The following is a 17,369-nucleotide window of genomic DNA, read 5'->3' as shown; positions in this document are numbered from 1 at the left end:
TCCCCCTTTTCCCGGCTCCGGTCCTTGCGTTGCAAAGGAAGGGGGGCCTTGGTAGCCAGATCAACAGCACCTCATGGAGACTGTTACCGCCCGTCCCGCTTCGCGGCTCTGGTTGCACCTGCTGTTGTTCGCGCTGACGGTGCTCACCACCTATAGCGCGTACTCCTGGTCCTTCGGGGGCAGCGAGGATCTACAGCAGCTGCGGGTGGAGTCGCTCGCCTTCAGCCTCACATTGATGGCCATTCTCGGCTCGCACGAGATGGGGCACTACGTGCTCGCGCGCATCCATGGAGTGGATACGACATTGCCGTACTTCATCCCGTTGCCCTACGTGGGAGTGGGGACGCTGGGGGCGGTGATCCGGATCCGCGGGCGGATCCCGAACCGGAACGCGCTGGTGGATATTGGCGCGGCGGGGCCGTTGGCGGGGCTGGTGGTGGCGCTGCCCATCCTCTTCTGGGGGCTGAGCCATTCGCGGGTGGTGGACGCACCGGCGGTGCAGTCGGCTTTTCCGGGAGAGAACTCACTCTGGGTGCTGCTGCGCGAGTTGTTCACGTGGGTCATGGCGAAGCTGACCCACGCCACGCCCGCGCCGGAGCAGGGCTTCACCGGGCAGATGCAGCTCATCTTTGGAGACAGCCTGCTGATGCAGGGGCTCACGAGGCTGACGGTGGGGCCTCTGCCCGAGGGCAAGGACGTGCTGGTGCACCCGGTGGTGATCGCCGGGTGGTTCGGTCTGCTCGTCACGCTGCTGAACCTGCTGCCGGTGGGACAGCTGGACGGTGGGCACCTGGCCTTCGCGATGTTCGGGCCGCGCGCGCGGTGGGTGGGCAAGAGCGTGGCGTTGGTGCTGTTGATGCTGACGCTGTTCGCCACGGCCTCGTGGGGCGTGTGGCTGGTGGTGACGAGCAAGGTGGTGGGCTTCGGGCATCCCGAGGTGGTAGAGCCGGAGGTGCCGCTGAGCCGCGGGCGCAAGTGGATCTGCGCCCTGTGCCTGGTGGCGTTGATTGGCTGTGCCATGCCTGTTCCTCTCCGTCAGGTGCTCTCATGAGGTACCTCTGCGATGCATGCGAGCGGCTCGCGCCCCCGGCGGCGTTCCGGGTGGAGCTGGGCGTGCTGGTGATGACGTGCGCGCGCTGCGGCCAGGAGAGCCGCGCCCGGCCCGAGGAGGCGCTGGCGGCGGCCGTGGCGCAGACGAGCGCGGAGCAGGCCTCGCCTCCGGTGCCCGCGCCTCGCACCACCGCGGCGCCGGCGCTGAAGGTGGTGGCGCTGCGGCCCTCCGAGGGGCAGGTGAGGGAGGCGGCGGAGCTGGCGCGCTCGGGAGATCCCTTCGCGGTGCCCGCCGGTTTCTGTCCCAAGTGCATCGCGGCTCGGCGGGAGGACGCGGCGGCCTGCGCCTCGTGCGGCCTGGTGTACGCCAACTTCGATCCGGTCGAGCAGCAGGTGACAGAGCCCCTCCGGGCCGCGTGGCTCTCCGTGCTGGAGCGGTGGGACGATCGCGACGCGCACGATCGGCTGCTGTCGCTCGCGGTGGGGCGCGGCGAGCTGGCCATGGCGGGGCGCCTGTACCGCATCCGCTTGGCGCAGGCGCCGGAGGATCTCTATGCGCAGCGCGGGCGGGATGAGGTGGTGCGGTTGGCCTCGGCCTCGCCTGTGTCGCTCCGGCAGTCCGCGACGCCGGCCACCTCTTCCCGGGGGCAGCTGCTGGTCGCGCTGATTCTGTTGATCGTCCTGATGGTGATGGGGTTCCTCATCTTCCGCCAGTTCCGGATGTCCTTCGGAGGGTCGTGAGGTGCGGGACGCGCACGCCATCAACCTCTCGTGGCTGCTGAAGCTGCGCTGGGGCGCGGTGGTGGGGCAGGTGGTGCTGATCCTCCTGGCGGACCTGGGAGTGGGGATGCCGCTGCCGCTGGTGCCGCTGTTCGCCACGGTGGGCGTGGGCGCGGCCAGCAACGTGGCGCTGGGGCTGTGGGCCCGGCGGCCTCGCGAGATTCGCGAGTGGATGCTGTGGGCGGTGATGGCGCTGGACGTGGGGGTGCTCACGGTGCTGTTGGACCTGAGCGGTGGCCCCTTCAACCCGTTCAGCACGCTGTACCTGGTGCACATCGCGTTGGCGGCGGTGGTGCTGCACGCGCGGTGGACATGGGCGTTGGTGACGCTGGCGCTCGGGTGCTTCGGGGCCCTGTTCTTCCGGCACCTGTGGGTGCCGGGCGGCGCTACCGGAGGCGTTCATCATCACCACATCAATGATGTGCCGCTGCACCTGGAGGGCATGTGGTTGGCCTTCGGTGTGGCCTCGGGCTTCATCGTCTACTTCGTGCAGCGCGTGACTCGGGCTCTGGCTGAGCGCGAGGCGGAGCTGGTGGCGGCCCGAGCGGTGACGGCGCGCAACGAGAAGCTGGCGGCCCTTGCCACGCTGGCTGCTGGCGCAGCGCACGAGTTGTCCACGCCCTTGTCCACCATCGCCGTGGTGGCGCGAGAGCTGGAGCGGCGGGCGGAGTTGTCCCCTGCGGGGCGGGAGGATGCGCAGCTGATCCGCCAGCAGGTGGCGCGTTGCCACGACATCCTCGCCCAGATGGCCGCGGATGCGGGCGCAAGCCGGGGTGAGGCCTTTGTCGCGGTGACGCCGGTGGTTTTGCTGGAGAGCGCGCTGGATGGTTTGCGAGGCCGTGAGCGCGTGCAGGTGGAGACGGGCGGGCTGCAGGGGAAGGAAGAGGTGACGCTGCCGGCGCGGGCGCTGACGCATGCGATCCGAGGAGTGGTGAAGAACGCGCTCCAGGCCTCGCCTTCGGGGGGCCAGGTGCGGCTGGCGCTCGTGCGCGAGGAGCAGGGCTGGCGGCTGTCCGTGGAGGACGCGGGCGAGGGCATGCCGGCGGAGGTGCTGGCGCGCGCGGGTGAGCCCTTCTTCACCACCAAGCCTCCGGGCGAGGGCATGGGGCTGGGCCTCTTCCTGGCGCGTGCGGTGCTGGATCAGCTGGGCGGGAGATTGGAGCTGCGCTCGGTGCCGGGGAAGGGCACGCGCGTGGAGATGGCGTGGCCGGTGGAGCGCCTGCGACAATTTGCCCCGTTGTCCTCGGAGGCCGAGGGGGCGACTGTCCAGCCCTCGGGTGCGTGAGCCCGGAGACACCATGTTGCCTTCGAGAGCCTCCGACGCCCCCTTTCTGCTGCTCGTGGATGATGATGAGGTGTTCCGCGAGCGGCTGGCACGCGCCTTCCGCGAGCGCGGCTACGAGGTGGTGACCGCGGGCTCGGTGGATGAGGCGCTGGAGATTGCACGGCAGGAGTCTCCGGAGCTGGCGGTGGTGGATCTGCGGATGCCGGGGCGCAGCGGGCTGGAGCTGGTGCGCGAGCTGCACGCGATGGATGCCTCGACGCGCATCCTGGTCCTCACGGGCTACGGCAGCATCGCCACGGCGGTGGAGGCGGTGCGGTTGGGGGCGCTCAACTACGTCCCGAAGCCGGCGGATGTGGATGATCTGCTCGTGGCGCTGGCGCGGGGTCTCGGAGACCCCAGTCCCCAGGTGGCCGAGGACGTACAGGCTCCCTCGCTGGCTCGGGCGGAGTGGGAGCACATCCAGCGGGTCCTGGCTGATTGCGGTGGCAACATCTCCGAGGCGGCCCGGCGTCTGGGGCTGCACCGGCGCTCGCTCCAGCGCAAGCTGCAGAAGTACCCGCCCGCGCAGTAGGCTTCTCCTCCATGTCACGTCGGATGAGAACCTTGCTGCTGTTGGATGCTGTCTTCTCGTTGGCGGCGTGTGGGGGTGGTTCGAGCCCGGACACGGATCCGAACCCCGAACCCGAGTCGCTGAAGCCCACCTTCTTCGTGGCCTCGGAGGGCACCCTGGTCTCTTTCGACGTGGAGACGGGAACGCAGCGCGAGGGCGTGGTGCAGGATGTCTCGAGCCCCTCGGATCTCCAGGTGCTGGAGGACGGCACGGTGATGCTCCACCTCACCAGCCGTGACGAGGTGCTTGCCGTGGATGGGCATACGCTGAAGGAGCGTGCCCGCTTTTCTTCCTCGTCCATGGGCGGCGAGCGGCCGACGCACTCGTATGTGAGCCCGACGCGCGACGGGAAGCGCTACTGGCTCACGCTGAACGATGGACGTGGCGGCAAGGCGGATTCCTCCACCGCGCTGTTCGTGGATGTCACGCCAGGCAGCCCCACGTATCTCCAGCGAGTGGGCGAGGTGCGCCTGGGCGTCGGTCACCACATGGCCAGCTTCAGCAGCACGCGTGAGCGCGTCGTCATCAGCAACATCGCCGACTGCAATGACGTGGTGAGCGTGTTCGACTACTCGGACGTGAAGAACATCCAGAAGGTGCGGACCTTCTCCGCGGGGGAGTTGGGCTTTGCCTGTGACCTGAGCACTCCGGTCCTGCCGCATGGCTGTGCCACGTCGAAGCTCTCGGGCCGGGCGTACTGCAACCTCACGGGGCCTGGTGTCATCCTCTCGATCAATGTGGATGCGCCGTCTCCTTCCTTCAATCTGCTCTACACGGGCGGCAAGGGAGGAGGCCACACCGTGGCGCAGCGCGATGGCAGCTTCATCTATTCCCTGCAGGAGACTCCGCGCGAAGGCAGCTCCAACCCCGCTGGCGCCTCCTGCCAGATCGGGCAGCTCGCGCTGGTGGATGCCGCTGCGGACAGCCTTGTCGGCCAGTTGCCGCTGTTCTACAGCGGGCCTGCGTGCGACTCGAAGCTCGAGGGCACGGACGAGGCGAGGGCCCAGGGCTCGCACCTCGTGCTCAGCCGTGATGGGAAGACGCTGTTCATCACTCCCTCGGCTGCCACCGACGATGTCAGCTCGCACGTGCGCAAGGAGCTGGTCGTGGATGTCTCGCGCCCGTACGTGCTGGTCCAGCGCGAGTCCATTCCGGTGGGGCTGAGCACTGGCATCCACGGGGATGCGCTCTCGCCGGATGGGCGCTCTCTCTTCGTGGCGAACAACGTGGACAGCACGGTCAGCGAGATCGACACGGCCTCGCTCACGGTGAAGCGCACGCTGACCTTCCCGGTGAACGCGCGGACGATGAGCCTCTTCGGCACCGACACCGGGCCGAGTGAGCAGGTGGGCCCCATCCCCTGATGCGTCAGCGACCTGGTTGGGTGGGAGAGGGGGGCGCCTCGGGTGCTATGGCTGGAGCTTCCGGGTTTGGGGGTTGAGTAGGAGCTGTTGAAGGAACCGGGGTTGGAAGGCGGAAGGTGGGATTGGGGCGTGTGCGTATCTCGCGCGAGATGATGCGCATCGTCCGGATGTCGATGGCGTATGTGATGATGTCGAGGAGTTGGTCGTCCGGCTGGCAGACACCCGTGTTCACGTCAAAGCGCACCAGCATGACCCCATCGGGGATGGGCGCAGTGGTCACATCGTAGGACTCACGGTGGGTCAAGCACGGAGACACCTGGATGGGAGACTGCGTAGGCTCTGCTTCCCAGGAGAGAAAATCCTCCATGGCGAGTTGGATTGAGGCGGCGGCGTTCCCGTTGATGCGCACACTCCCTTCCTCGGGAATGTCCATCGCGGGAAATTCCACTCGGGCCGCTTCCTCGGGGGAGGCATGGGGGACGAGCCGTCGCGGAGCCGTACAGGCGGAGGCTGCAACGCAAAGGAGGCTAAGAACGAGGTGTCTCATGTCGGCCGCCGTTCTCCGTCTCATTGTAGTGAGCGCACGGCCAGGATGCGCCATTGAGCTTTATCGATGGCATATGTCGCGCCAATGTCGAGCAACGGGCCTGGTCCTCGGGTGCATGCGCCGGAGCTCAGCGAGATGTCGACCCAGATGATGTCCGCAGAACCTGGTGCGGCCTTCACGTCATAGGATTGACGCTGCTGAAGGCAGACGTCTTGTGGCGAAGTGTCGCGCTCGGGTTTCGTGTCACGCGGCAGGAAGTCATCCATCGCGAGTTGAATCGCGACGGCCATGGCACCGGGCACGGTCTGATTTCCGGTATCCGGAAGCTCGTACGGGAACTTGAACCACGCCGCCTCCTCGGGTGGGACATATAAGGATGAGTTCGTGTGCGTACAAGCCGTGAGGACGAGCCCTATGAACATTGGCAGAGTGCTACGCATGGTTCCTCCAACTCGGGTTGCGTGACGTCACGGGCCGGTGATGGGGGTCATATGGCCAGAGAGCTTGTCCTCGGGGTTGACGAGGCCAATGAGGACCCAGGTCTTGCCACGGCGTTCGTAGACTTCACCCGGACGCGAGCTGCCCGGATTGGGAATGAATTTCTGGATGGTGCATCGGCCGTCGAACTGGATGCGGATCGGCCATATTTGACGGAGCCCTTCCCGGTCTTTGTCCGACATGCGTGATGTCCGCCAAGGGTGGCCGTGATAATCGAGTTGAGTGATCGCATGCCCTCGTTGATCCATGACGTACCGGGGGGTAATGCACGTCTTGTCTGAAGCGGGCTCCTTCCGGTCCTTCTTGCGCAGGGGTGAGGGCTTGCTGGCGTAATAAGTCCCTTCTCCGAGGGTGTAGATGGCCCCACAGTACTCTCGGCCGTAGTCCCCGAATGTGGCGAGAGGGAGCTCCATGACTGCGGGACAAAGCTGGTCGATGACTTCGTCCATGTCGCGAGAAGGCTGGATGGCGGTCCATGGCCCACGAACCCAGACGAATCCGTTTTGATTGAAGCCGTAGTCCTGTTCATTGCCAGGAGCGGAGGCGCCTCTGGGGAGCTGGGGGGCGCTGGCGCAGCCTGCAAGGCCCCACCCCACCAGCAAGAAGATCACGCCATGCCGCATAAGGACTGCCCGGAGCTCCTGGGTGCGTTCGGGCGTCGATTTTTACAGGCCCGCAAGGGCCTTGCGCCAACCGAATCGTTCTCGGGTCTGAGCAAGGGAGGTTCGTACCCACACGAGCAGGGCGCCTGCACACCGACCTCGGCGCAGAGTCTCCCCCTTGGGAGAACCTCGGCGCGAGCAGCCGAGCAAGGAGCTCCAAAAGTACCGATCTTTCCGGCTCGTCTGGCTGTTATCTTGTCCGACTGCCTCGTTGGACCGAGGCTCTCCTCCGATGGCCCTTACGCTCGTTCGCTCGTTCAACGTCGATACCCTGCTGGGCCCGGGTGGTGCGCTCCAATCCGCGTTGCCCGCGTACGAGCACCGCCCGGAGCAGCTCCAGATGGCGCGCTCCGTGGAACGCGCCTTCACCGAGCGCAGCTATCTGCTGGCCGAAGCCGGCACGGGCACGGGCAAGACGCTCGCCTACCTGGTTCCCGCCCTGCTGTCCGGGCGCCGGGTGGTCGTCTCCACAGCCACGAAGACGCTGCAGGACCAGATCTTCTACAAGGACCTGCCGCTGCTGAAGGACCGGATGGGCCTGGAGTTCGAGGCCGCCTATCTCAAGGGGCGCGGCAACTACCTGTGCCTGCAGCGCTTCAACGCCTTCACGAAGGATCCGACCTTCGGCTCGCGCGAAGAGGTGCGCTACTGGCCCATGATCCAGACGTGGGCGGGTCGCACGGAGACCGGCGACCGTGCCGAGCTGGAGATTCCAGAGAACTTCAGCGCCTGGCCCCGGCTGTCGGCCACGGCGGACACGTGCGTGGGCACGAAGTGCCCGCTGTACGAACAGTGCTTTGTGACGCGGATGCGGCGCGAGGCGGAGTCTGCCGACCTGCTGGTGGTGAACCACCACCTCTTCTTCGCGGATCTGGCGCTCAAGGGCGCGGGCCGGCGCAGCGAAGGCGTGCTGCCCCTGTACGAGGCCGTCATCTTCGACGAGGCGCACGCGCTCGAGGACGCGGCGAGCGGACAGTTCGGCACGAGCATCTCCAACCATCGGCTGGAGGAGCTGGCGCGGGATGCGGTGGCGGCGCTGCCGGAGACGGACTCGCGCTTCACCACGCTGCGAGCCCTGTCAGCGCGGGTGCGCACGCACGCGGAGGTGCTCTTCACCCAGGCGCCGCGAGTGCTCGGTCTGGCCGGGGCCGAGGGCGGTGTGCCGCTGAAGCCGGACCGGATGGCGACGCTGGCCGGGCCGCTGGAACTCGTGCGCCAGGCGCTGGCGGCACTGTCCTCGTTCACCTCGAGCGAGCGCGAGCCGGAGATGCTGGCCCTGGCACGCCGGGGCTCGGAGATGGCGGAGGAGCTGACCTTCTTGGAGAAGGCGGACTCCACGGACCACGTGTACTGGGCGGAGTCCCGGGGGCGAGGCGTGTTCCTGCGCGCCAGTCCCATTGACGTAGCCAAGGAGATGCGCGGGCGGCTCTACGGCGGCGTGGACACGGTGGTGTTCACCTCGGCGACGCTGGCGGCCGAGGGGCGGTTCGACTTTTTCGCGCGGCGCATGGGGCTGTACGACGACGAAGGCGTCCCGGTGGCGGAGGTGCGGACGATCGCCGTGCCGAGCCCGTTCGACTTCACGCAGCAAGCAGCGCTCTACTTGCCCACGCACCTGCCGGATCCTGCGGCACCCGGCTTCATCGAGGCGGTGGCCGAGGAGATCCTCCAACTGTGCGAGGTCTCCGGAGGGCGGGCCTTCGTGCTCTTCACCAGCCTGCGCAACCTGGAGCGGGCCTACGAGCTGACGAAGTCGCGGCTGCCTTACCAGGTGCTGAAGCAGGGTGAGCGTCCCAAGCAGCAGCTCCTGGAGGCGTTCCGGGAGATGCCCAGCGTGCTCTTCGCCGCGCACAGCTTCTGGGAGGGCGTGGACGTGCCCGGCGATGCGCTGAGCCTGCTCATCATCGATCGGCTGCCGTTCGCCTCGCCCGGGGATCCGCTGGTCGCGGCGCGCATCAAGCAGATCGAAGCGCGCGGCGAGGAGGCCTTCGAGCAGTACCAGCTCCCTCAGGCGACGCTGGCACTGCGCCAGGGCTTCGGGCGGCTCATCCGCACGCAGAAGGACCGGGGCGCGGTGGCGATGCTCGATCGCCGCATCGTCACGAAGCCCTACGGGCGGGCCTTCCTGGAGAGCCTCCCGCGGGCCCAGCGCGTGGAAGGTCTCGACGACCTCCGGCGCTGGTTCCACGCGGACTCGAACTGAGCGCGCCCCGGCCTACGTGCTCTTGCTGGGCGCTAGATGCGGACGTCCTCGGGCAGCTCGAAGTCCGGCTTGAGCCGCTGGAGGGTCCGGGCAAACGCCTCGCGATCCACGGCCTTCTCCAGTGCGTCCGTGGGCGTAATGGCACCTGCCGCCACCAGCCGCTCCAGGTGCTGATCCATCGTCTGCATGCCCAGCGCCTCCGCTGCCTCCAGCTGACTCGTGAGCTGGGACACCTGATCCTCACGGATCAGCGCCGCGACGGTTCCCCCACCGAGGAGCACCTCCAGCGCCAGCACGCGCCCCTTGCCGTCCATCGAGCGCAGGAGTTGCTGCGAGAGGATGCCCGCCAGGTTGTCCGCCAGAAGTTCGCGGATCTCCGCCTGCTCCGGTTCCGGAAACGTGTGGAGGATGCGCTCGAGGGTGGCCTGTGCGCCCAGCGCATAGAGAGAACCCAGCACCAGCACGCCAGAGCTCGCCAGCCGCAGGGCCTGCCGCAGCTCCTCGGGAGTGCTCAGCTCGCCAACGAGGACCACGTTCGCGTCCTCACGCTCCGCCGACTTCAGGGCCGCCGCGAAGCTGGGCGCGTGCGGCCCCACCTCCCGGTGCGTCACCTGGGCCCGCAGCGATTCGTGCACGAACTCCACGGGATCCTCGATCGTGAGGATGTTCACGGGCCGCGTCTGGTTGATGTGGTGGACCATCGCCGCCAACGTCGTTGTCTTGCCGCTGCCCGCGGGGCCCGTGACGAGCACCAGCCCACGGCGTCGCTCGGCCAGCCGCCGCATCACCTCCGGCGCGTTCAGCTCCTCCAGCGACTGCACCTTGCTGGGAATGGCTCGGAATACCGCCGCCAGCCCCGTCACCTTATAGAAGTAGTTGGCGCGGAACCGGGCCTTCGCTCCGTAGGTGTAGGAGAAGTCCAGGTCCAACTCCTCGGTGATCTGCAGCTTCTGCTCGGGCGCGATCAGCTCGAAGAGCATCCCCTCCACCTCGGCATCGGTGAGCGGCCCCTCTCTCAGCGGAGTGAGCTTGCCGCGGATCCGAGCCAGCGGCGGGTACCCGATGCTCAGGTGCAGGTCGCTCCCCTTTTCGGCCAGGAGCGCGTCGAAGAGTGCGGAGATGCGCGTGGCGGTCATCGTCGGGCCCTCATGCGCTCTTGCGGCCCATCAGCGAGCCGACCGGGTTGCCCCGCTTCCTTCCGTTCGAGCCCGGCTCGGGCGGCAACTCGGGGGCGGTTCCGTCCACCAGCGCCTCCAGCCCCTCCGGGTTCTCGGCCAGGCCCTTGGCGATCTCCAGCATCGTCTTCCCGGAGCGCACCAGATCCGCTAGGGACTCGTCGAGCCGGATGGCACCCAGCCCTCGGCCCCGCTGCTGGAGCGCGGGGAGCTGCGGCAGCTCGTTCTCTCGCAGCAACTGGCCCAGCTTCGCCGAGCCCGGCAGTACCTCCGTCGCCGCCACCATCCCCATGCCATTCGTCGTCGGCAGCAGCCGCTGGCTCACGATCAGCCGAAGGTGCGCGGCCAGCGTCAACCGCACCCGCGTCTGCTCCACGGTTGGGAACATCGCGATGAGCCGCTCCAGCGTCTTCACCGCGTTCGGCGTGTTCATCGTCGCGAGCACCAGACACCCCGTCTCGCTCGCGTTCAGCGCCAGGCGCACCGTGTCCGTGTCGCGCAGCTCGCCCACGACGATGACGTCCGCGTCCTCACGCAGTGCACCCTCGAGGGCGCTCGCATAGGAGCGGGTGTTCGTCCCCACCTCGCGCTGGCTCATCAGGGCCCGCTTGCGTGGGTGCAGGTGCTCCACCGGGTCCTCCACCGTGAGGATGTGACGCTTCGTCTCGCGGTTGAGGATGTCCACCAGCGCCGCCAGCGTGCTCGACTTCCCGTGGCCAGCCGGGCCCGTGATGAAGATCAGCCCGTGTGAGTGGCGCGTCGCCAGGGCCAGATCCAGCGGCAGCCCGAGTGCCTCCAGCGAGGGCAGGTCCTTGGACAGCAGGCGGAACGAGGCCTTGAGCCCCGTGCGCTGGCGGCAGACGTTGACGCGGAAGCGCCCGTACGCCTCGCTCTGGAGCGCGAAGTCGCAGCTGCCTTCCTGATCCAGCGCCGAACGCAGCCGGGCCGGCACCTGGGACAGCACCATCTGCTCCACGCGCTTCGGAGGCAGGGGCTCGCCGTCCGGTTTCAGTTCCCCCGCGACACGGAACATCGCGGGCCGCCCCGAGACGATGTGCAGATCGCTCGCGCCAACGCGCCGCGCCTCTTCCATCAGCGCGGGCAGATCCCTCCAGAAGTCCGGACGCGTGCGGGGTGGCAGGGCGGGGCGGTACGCCACCGGAGGCGTGTGATCCGGGCTCGGTTTCTCCTCTTCCTCCTCTTCCTCCTCTTCCTCCTGGATCGTGATGTCGATCGAGGAGATCTCCGAGCGGGGAGGGGGCACCGTGTCGTCGAAGGAGACCTCGGAGAGGGCCTCGACGGGCGGAGTCGGAATCGGCGGCGGAGGCGGAACCAGCCCCTTGGGGATGGCGGGAGGCGTGATCGCGGGTGGCGGCGGTGGCGGAGCGAAGATCTGCGCGTCGACCGGCGGCGGAGTAGCGAAGAGTTCCGAGGCGATCGGCGGCGGCGGCGCGAAGATCTGCTCGTTGACCGGCGGCGGCGTGGGGATTGGAGGATCCGGACGGACCAGATCCTGGATGCCGAGGGGCGGCCCGAAGACAGCCGGGGTGACCTCGAGCGCCGGGGGATCGGGCGGCGGTGGAGGCGGCGGGATCAGCGAAGCGGCGATCGGCGGCTGGATGCTACCGGCGGGCGTGAAGACCAGCGGCTCGAGTGTCTGCGGTGGCCGTGCAGCCGGCACCGCGGGCACGGCCGGGGGCGGCGCCGGAGGCTGAGGCGAGCCCGCCTTGATCACCCGGAGCCCCGTCACGGACGGACGGCGCACGGGAGGAATCAGCGGCGCAACGGGCGGCGGAACCACCTCGTCCGGATTGACGGGGGCGGAGACGTCGAGAATCTCGGCGGGGCTCTGCTCCACGGGCTCGCTGGCGGCCTCGGCCGGTGCCGGAGTCTCCGCGGGCTTCGGAGCGCCATCGCCCGTGCGCATCACGCGCATGCTCAGGCCATCGCCCCGCCGCACCGCCACCACCGCCAGCGTGGCCACGCCCTCGGCGCGCACCGACCACTTCATCGGCTTCTCGGACACCGCGGCCGCGCGCGCCGGCCCCACCATGGTCAGCAGCGTCCGGTTCAGCTCCTCGTCCGTCAGCACGGCGCTGTCCACCGGCTCGTAGCCGTTGACGCTCTTGATCATCGGGCAGCGCCCCGTCGTCAGAGCGATCTCGGTGATCGCCGGGTGCGAGAGGTAGCGCAGCAACTCCGCGATGGGCTTCATACGGGGATCAGCATCCGCTCGGAGGTCAGGAAAAACGAATAATTCGTAGGATATCGCAGAGCCCTGCGAAACATCTCACGCTTGAGGACCTGCCTGGCGGCGGGCGAGGGTGCGCGCTTCTGCTACCTGCGCGGCGAGCGCACGCGGCAGGTAGTGGCGGCTGGCCTCGATGCGGGTGGCCACGTAGGTAGCGCGAGGACCATCTCCGCGAGCGATCAGCAGCGTGAGCAGCCGCTCCTGGTTGAGCCAGTTCGAGGGGAAGGGGCGGTGGAGTTGCCGGCCCTGCGCGAGCGCCTGGGCCCAGAAGGTGTCGAAGGCCTGCGCATCTCGCGCGGCATGGGCCTGCTCCAGCAGGAGCGTGCCCGCCCAGTCCACGTGCAGGCTGTCCTGCCACAGCGCCGGAGTGCGCCAGTCGAGCGCAAGCGCCGCCTCGAGCAGCGGACGGGCCTCGGCGGTGCGGCCAGCCTGGTGCAGGGCGATGCCCGCATCGGCGCGGTGGATGGGAGCACGCTCGGGATCATCCTGGCGGGCGGCCAGCAGGAAGAGCTCGGCGGCCCGGGCGGGATGCGTGGCACGCAGGCGGCTGGCGGCCTCGAGCACCTCCTCCAGAGGGGCCCCCTCCGCACGCTCGGGCGTCATGCGCTCGGCGGCCAACTCGCGCACCGTCTCCTCGGCCAGCACGCGCTCCACCTCTTCGCGCAGCGGAGCCACGGCCTCCACGGGCACCCCCGCTTCGGAGGCCCTCTCCAGCAGGGCCAGCGCCTCCTGACAGGCAGGCACCAACTCCGTCACCATCACCTCGAGCGCATCCTGGAAGCGCACGAAGGCCAGCAGCACCAGCAGCCGGGGGGAGGGTTCGGGAGGGAGGGTATCGCGCAGCAGGGCCAGCGCGGTGCCGTAGTCTTCCTGCTCCAGGGCGCGCGCCAGCTCCGCATCGAGGTTCCCGGGCAGGCCCCAGGGGCCGGCCAGCAGGTGCTCGGCAGAGGTGGTCATGGAAGGGACTCGCTGGCGGCCCCGAGAAGGGCCGCCTCGGGCGGCGAGACAGGAGGAGACGCTGGGGGCGCCCTCCCGTCCGCACGCGGATTACAGCTCGCGGGACATCAGCAGGCGGAGCTTGCCAGACTTCTTGGACACCACCGTCGCCACGGTGGTGAAGCCCGCCTTGCGGTAGAAGCTCACCGCGGGCCCGTTGGCCGGGTCCACGCGCAGCGCGATCGTCTTGCGGTACATGTCTCGCGCCACCTGGATCGCGTGGTTGAGCAGCACCATGCCCAGGCCGCGCTTGCGCAGATCCGGCCTCACCACGATGTTGCGCATGTACGCGGCGCCCGGGACCGGGCCGTCGCGCTCCACGGTGATGTAGCCCACCACCTGGTTCTGCAGCTTCGCCACATGCAGGAAGGGCCGAAGCTGGGTGAGCGCCTGGAGGCTCTCCTCCTGCGTCTCGCCCCGGCCTTTCCAGGGATCGGAGCTGGCGCGCAGGGCCGCTACCGTACCCATGTCCTCGTCGGTGGGGTTGGACACCTTCACCGCCGAGTTCAGATCATTGGGCAGGCTGCTCGGATCCAGCACCGGGACTGCTCCGACCTCCGCGCCTGGGTCCACCTGCTTCATCGTCATCGCCTTGCTCCTCCGTCCGCTGCGATCCTAACCGTTCGACCGGTGGCCATGCACGCAGTGTTTCCCGCGCACATTTCCCCTCAACTGTGTGAGGTGCCGGACCCTGGCAAACTGCTCACCTGCCCGCCCCATTCCAATCACGCCCCATCCGCCACTTGCTACCCCACCAGGCGGCTTTTCATTGGGTGACACCCTCACTATAAGAAACGAGCGTTTCAGGCGAGAGGCGTGACGGATCTTCTCTCAGCCTGCTCGACCTCCACCCTTGCAACTCAACCACGCCCAGCGCGAGCTCACGCTCAAGATCGTCTACTACGGCCCCGGCCTCAGTGGGAAGACGACCAACCTGCGCCACCTGTACGCCCGCACGCGTGCCGAGGTGAGAGGCCGCCTGCTGTCCGTGGAGACCCGTGACGACCGGACGCTCTTCTTCGACGTCCTGCCAGTCTTCTTCTCCTCGGAGAAGGGGTACAACGTGAAGGTGAAGATCCTCACGGTGCCGGGGCAGGTGATCCACGTCGCGACACGGCGCATCGTCCTGCGCTCGGCGGATGCGGTGGCCTTCATCGCCGACAGCCGCCGCACCGCCACTCCCGAGAACAACCGCTACTGGCACAGCCTGCGCGAGGACATGCGGGAGAACGGGCTGGATCCGGATCGGATCCCCGTGGTGATCCAGTTCAACAAGAGGGATCTGCCGGACACGCGCACCGAGGAGGAGTTGGACCTGGTGCGCCGCCGGGGCCGGGAGCCCGTGGTGGGTGCGGTCGCCCTCCGGGGCGAGGGCGTGTGTGAGACATTCCATGCGCTGATGCAGGCGGCCTGGCAGCGCCTGGACGCGGATGCGAACCTGACACGCAACATTGGCATGACCGAGGAGGAGTTCCTTGGTCGGATCTTCCGCCACTTGGACCTGGGCGGGACTACGCTCCAGGGGCGGTACGAGGACGCCGGTGTCTCGGGAGGAGGTGCGCCATGAAGGAAGAGCAGCAGTACACGTCCTGGGGCGAGCCCGTCACCCCGCGTGCGGACTCCCTGCTCTTGCGCGAGCCGCCGCTGGCCGAGATCCTGGACCGTGCCTCCTTCGAAGAGGTGGTGAGAGGCTTCGTCGAGCTGCACGGCGTGGGGGCCCAGGTGCTGGATGGGCGCGGGGCTCGCCTCTCCGGTTTCGAGGGGCGTGGCAGGCCCCCCTTCTGTGCCCATGTCACCTCGGGCGAGGGTGGCGAGCAGTGCGCGGCCCGGGTGTCGCTCGGGGCGGGAGCGACGCTGGCCGTGCTCGCCTGCCCCGAGGGGCCCCAGTACCTCACCATGCCGGTGCGCTGGGAAGGGGCCGAGCTCGGGCGGGTGCTCTTCGGTCCTCTCGTCGAGGCGGAGCTGGCCACCCTTCCTCGGGATCGGGTGGATGTGGAGAAGGCGCGCAGCCTGGAGTCTCCGCTGGCGCGCGCCGCGGCGTTCTTCTCCCGGGTGTTGGAGGGGCTGATGGTGGCCGGGCACCGCTGCTGGCTGGCCAGCCGTATCCAGCAGGAGGCCGCCGGAGAGATCGGCCGGGAACTCCAGGTTCGGGACGAGCGCATGGCGGCGCTGGACAAGCGCCTGCGCGAGGTGGATCGGCTCCAGTCCAGTTTCCTGGGCACGGTGAGCCACGAGCTGCGCACGCCGCTGGCGTCGATCATCGCCTACTCGGAGCTGCTGTCCGAGGGCCTCACCGGGCCGCTCAACCCCGAGCAGATCCAATGCGTGCAGTCCATCACCGAGATGGGCCGCACGCTGTTGGATCTGATCACCTCCATCCTGGATATCAGCCAGTTGGAGGCGGGCAAGCTGCGGCTGGCCTTCGCGCCCGTGGACGCGGCGGAGGTGGTGGTGGGCGCGGTGTCCAGCGTCACGCCCCAGGCCAAGCGCAAGGGTTTGACGCTGGATGTGCGGTTCCCCGAGTTCCGGCAGCCTCGCGTGCTGGCCGACAAGGGTCGTCTGCAGCAGGTGCTGGTGAACCTGCTGGCCAACGCGGTGAAGTTCACCTCCCAGGGCGGGGTGCGGATTCGCCTCTCCGAGGTGGGGCCCCAGCCCGAGCTGGGAGACGCGACGGGCTACCGCATCGCCGTCGAGGACACCGGCGTAGGCATCCGCGAGGACCAGTTCGAGCGCATCTTCCAGAGCTTCTACCAGGTGGATGGCAGCTCTACCCGCGAGTTCGGAGGCGTGGGCCTGGGGCTGGCCATCGTCAAGCGCTTCACCGAGGGCCACGGCGGCAAGGTGACGGTGCAGAGCGTGCCCGGAGAGGGCTCCATCTTCACGGTGGTGCTGCCCGCGCGTCCGCCCCAGACGGGGGAGGCCGTGCTCGTGGTGCCCCCGTTGCCCGAGCCGGATCGCTTCTGAGCGCCGAGCCCCGAGCCAACCGTGCGCGGAGAGTTCTCCCTCATTGATCAGTTCCTGGGGGCCTTCCCCCGTGCGCGCGTGCCCGTGGGCCCGGGAGACGATTGCGCGGTGCTCGCGCCCTCTCGCGGCTCGCTCTGCGTCACCACGGACGCGGTGGTCGAGGATGTGCACTTCACCCGCGCCCACTTTTCTCCCGAGGACATCGGCCACAAGGCGCTCGCGGTGAACCTGTCGGATCTGGCCGCCATGGGCGCCACGCCGCGTTGGTTCCTCTGCGCCCTCGCCCTCCCCAAGGACTTCTCCGAGCGCGAGCTGCTGCGGGTGGCTCGCGGCATGAGCGCGCTGGCCCGCGAGCACCGGATCGCCCTCGTGGGCGGCAACTTCACCTCCGCGCGCGAGCTGTCCATCACCATCACCGCCGCCGGGGAACTCCAACGGCCGGCCCTGACCCGTGGAGGTGGCCGGCCTGGAGACCTCCTTTATGTGTCCGGAACGCTGGGCGACGCGCGGCTGGGGCTGATCCAACTCCAGGCCGGCCAGCGCCGAGGGCCCGCTATCCTCCGCCAGCGCCGTCCGGTGCCTCGGGTGGCCCTCGGGCGCCTGGCCTCTCGCTTCGCCTCCGCAGGCATGGATGTGTCGGATGGGCTCGCCCAGGACCTCGGCCACCTGTGTGAGGCCTCGCGTGTAGGAGCAGAGGTGGAGCTTACCCACCTGCCCATGTCACGCGCTGTGCGTGTGGCGCTGGGAGCCGAGGGCGCGCTGGCCGGGGGCGAGGACTATGAGCTGTTGCTCGCTGTACCTTCGGGTAGCACCCTGGCCTTCGAGCGGGCATGCGCTCGAGCAGGGGAGAGCGTCACCTGTATTGGAAAACTGACCCGTGAGCGGCACCGGGTGCTGAAGGACGCGACCGGACGGCTGATCGCTCCTCCTCCAGGCTTCGATCACTTCCGCACGTCTGGCCGGTAGATTGACCCTGTCTGACGG

Annotated in this window: 16 protein-coding genes; 9 read left to right on the top strand and 7 right to left on the bottom strand. The window is 68.5% G+C overall.

What is annotated here, in order from left to right:
* Positions 1-73 precede the first annotated feature (73 nt).
* The 5 genes from KY501_RS06460 to KY501_RS06440 are packed head-to-tail and all read left to right on the top strand — an operon-like array spanning position 74 to position 5,089.
* A complete protein-coding gene (locus KY501_RS06460; RefSeq protein WP_224361675.1) occupies positions 74-1,051 on the top strand; it encodes a site-2 protease family protein in 978 nt (325 codons plus the stop codon).
* A complete protein-coding gene (locus tag KY501_RS06455; RefSeq protein ID WP_224361673.1) occupies positions 1,048-1,791 on the top strand; it encodes a hypothetical protein in 744 nt (247 codons plus the stop codon). Before KY501_RS06460 ends, KY501_RS06455 begins: the two co-directional genes overlap by 4 nt.
* 1 nt (position 1,792) lies before the next feature.
* Entirely contained in the window at positions 1,793-3,115 is a 1,323-nt protein-coding gene (locus tag KY501_RS06450; RefSeq protein WP_224361671.1) for an ATP-binding protein, read from the top strand.
* Between the two features lie 13 nt (positions 3,116-3,128).
* Positions 3,129-3,686 carry a response regulator transcription factor gene (locus KY501_RS06445; protein ID WP_224361669.1) on the top strand — a complete coding sequence of 186 codons (558 nt, stop codon included), beginning with the start codon at positions 3,129-3,131 and terminating at the stop codon, positions 3,684-3,686.
* Between the two features lie 23 nt (positions 3,687-3,709).
* The gene (locus KY501_RS06440) at positions 3,710-5,089 is read left to right on the top strand and encodes a YncE family protein (protein ID WP_224361667.1); all 1,380 of its coding nucleotides are present in this window, start codon (positions 3,710-3,712) and stop codon (positions 5,087-5,089) included.
* Positions 5,090-5,093: 4 nt separating this feature from the next.
* Here the strand turns inward: KY501_RS06440 and KY501_RS06435 are convergent, their stop codons facing one another.
* The 3 genes from KY501_RS06435 to KY501_RS06425 form a co-directional block, all read right to left on the bottom strand.
* The gene (locus tag KY501_RS06435; protein WP_224361665.1) at positions 5,094-5,537 is read right to left on the bottom strand and encodes a hypothetical protein; all 444 of its coding nucleotides are present in this window, start codon (positions 5,535-5,537) and stop codon (positions 5,094-5,096) included.
* Between the two features lie 119 nt (positions 5,538-5,656).
* Entirely contained in the window at positions 5,657-6,076 is a 420-nt protein-coding gene (locus tag KY501_RS06430) for a hypothetical protein (protein ID WP_224361664.1), read from the bottom strand.
* 27 nt (positions 6,077-6,103) lie between these two features.
* Positions 6,104-6,745 (bottom strand): hypothetical protein, encoded by a 642-nt coding sequence (locus KY501_RS06425; protein ID WP_224361662.1) that lies wholly within the window; start codon positions 6,743-6,745, stop codon positions 6,104-6,106.
* A 283-nt stretch (positions 6,746-7,028) separates the two neighbouring features.
* On the opposite strand from KY501_RS06425, the gene yoaA reads away from it, so the two are divergent.
* Complete coding sequence (gene yoaA, locus KY501_RS06420) at positions 7,029-8,999, top strand: DNA repair helicase YoaA (RefSeq protein WP_224361661.1); 1,971 nt, start codon at positions 7,029-7,031, stop codon at positions 8,997-8,999.
* A 32-nt stretch (positions 9,000-9,031) separates the two neighbouring features.
* Here yoaA and KY501_RS06415 read toward each other — a convergent pair whose 3' ends face one another.
* The 4 genes from KY501_RS06415 to KY501_RS06400 form a co-directional block, all read right to left on the bottom strand.
* Positions 9,032-10,135, bottom strand: coding sequence for a type IV pilus twitching motility protein PilT (locus tag KY501_RS06415; protein WP_224361659.1), 1,104 nt, complete (start codon positions 10,133-10,135; stop codon positions 9,032-9,034).
* A gap of 10 nt (positions 10,136-10,145) precedes the next feature.
* Positions 10,146-12,389: a type IV pilus twitching motility protein PilT gene (locus KY501_RS06410; protein ID WP_224361657.1), complete on the bottom strand. Its 2,244-nt coding sequence runs from the start codon at positions 12,387-12,389 to the stop codon at positions 10,146-10,148.
* Positions 12,390-12,464: 75 nt separating this feature from the next.
* On the bottom strand, positions 12,465-13,382 hold the full coding sequence (locus KY501_RS06405) for a hypothetical protein (protein ID WP_224361655.1): 918 nt from the start codon (positions 13,380-13,382) through the stop codon (positions 12,465-12,467).
* Positions 13,383-13,472: 90 nt separating this feature from the next.
* The gene (locus KY501_RS06400) at positions 13,473-14,009 is read right to left on the bottom strand and encodes a GNAT family N-acetyltransferase (RefSeq protein ID WP_224361654.1); all 537 of its coding nucleotides are present in this window, start codon (positions 14,007-14,009) and stop codon (positions 13,473-13,475) included.
* A gap of 265 nt (positions 14,010-14,274) precedes the next feature.
* Here KY501_RS06400 and KY501_RS06395 point away from each other — a divergent pair, with 265 nt between their 5' ends.
* Genes KY501_RS06395 through thiL form a run of 3 tightly spaced genes read left to right on the top strand, consistent with a single transcriptional unit; the run spans position 14,275 to position 17,351 of the window.
* The gene (locus KY501_RS06395; RefSeq protein WP_224361652.1) at positions 14,275-14,988 is read left to right on the top strand and encodes a GTP-binding protein; all 714 of its coding nucleotides are present in this window, start codon (positions 14,275-14,277) and stop codon (positions 14,986-14,988) included.
* Entirely contained in the window at positions 14,985-16,385 is a 1,401-nt protein-coding gene (locus KY501_RS06390; RefSeq protein ID WP_224361650.1) for a sensor histidine kinase, read from the top strand. Before KY501_RS06395 ends, KY501_RS06390 begins: the two co-directional genes overlap by 4 nt.
* Positions 16,386-16,406: 21 nt before the next feature.
* The gene (thiL, locus tag KY501_RS06385; RefSeq protein WP_224361648.1) at positions 16,407-17,351 is read left to right on the top strand and encodes a thiamine-phosphate kinase; all 945 of its coding nucleotides are present in this window, start codon (positions 16,407-16,409) and stop codon (positions 17,349-17,351) included.
* Positions 17,352-17,369 lie beyond the last annotated feature (18 nt).

This window comes from Hyalangium versicolor, from assembly GCF_020103695.1.
In the GTDB taxonomy this organism is placed as follows: domain Bacteria; phylum Myxococcota; class Myxococcia; order Myxococcales; family Myxococcaceae; genus Hyalangium; species Hyalangium versicolor.
The sequence above is the reverse complement of the archived record's forward strand: the minus strand, read 5'-3'. Positions and strand labels throughout refer to the sequence as shown.

Bases quoted from the DNA above. Each gene is read 5' to 3' on its own strand.
- KY501_RS06455 (WP_224361673.1), top strand. From the start codon at position 1,048: ATGAGGTACCTCTGCGATGCATGCGAGCGGCTCGCGCCCCCGGCGGCG.
- KY501_RS06415 (WP_224361659.1), bottom strand. From the start codon at position 10,135: ATGACCGCCACGCGCATCTCCGCACTCTTCGACGCGCTCCTGGCCGAA.
- KY501_RS06460 (WP_224361675.1), top strand. From the start codon at position 74: ATGGAGACTGTTACCGCCCGTCCCGCTTCGCGGCTCTGGTTGCACCTG.
- KY501_RS06445 (WP_224361669.1), top strand. From the start codon at position 3,129: ATGTTGCCTTCGAGAGCCTCCGACGCCCCCTTTCTGCTGCTCGTGGAT.
- KY501_RS06430 (WP_224361664.1), bottom strand. From the start codon at position 6,076: ATGCGTAGCACTCTGCCAATGTTCATAGGGCTCGTCCTCACGGCTTGT.
- KY501_RS06410 (WP_224361657.1), bottom strand. From the start codon at position 12,389: ATGAAGCCCATCGCGGAGTTGCTGCGCTACCTCTCGCACCCGGCGATC.
- KY501_RS06405 (WP_224361655.1), bottom strand. From the start codon at position 13,382: ATGACCACCTCTGCCGAGCACCTGCTGGCCGGCCCCTGGGGCCTGCCC.
- yoaA (WP_224361661.1), top strand. From the start codon at position 7,029: ATGGCCCTTACGCTCGTTCGCTCGTTCAACGTCGATACCCTGCTGGGC.
- KY501_RS06390 (WP_224361650.1), top strand. From the start codon at position 14,985: ATGAAGGAAGAGCAGCAGTACACGTCCTGGGGCGAGCCCGTCACCCCG.
- KY501_RS06440 (WP_224361667.1), top strand. From the start codon at position 3,710: ATGAGAACCTTGCTGCTGTTGGATGCTGTCTTCTCGTTGGCGGCGTGT.
- KY501_RS06400 (WP_224361654.1), bottom strand. From the start codon at position 14,009: ATGACGATGAAGCAGGTGGACCCAGGCGCGGAGGTCGGAGCAGTCCCG.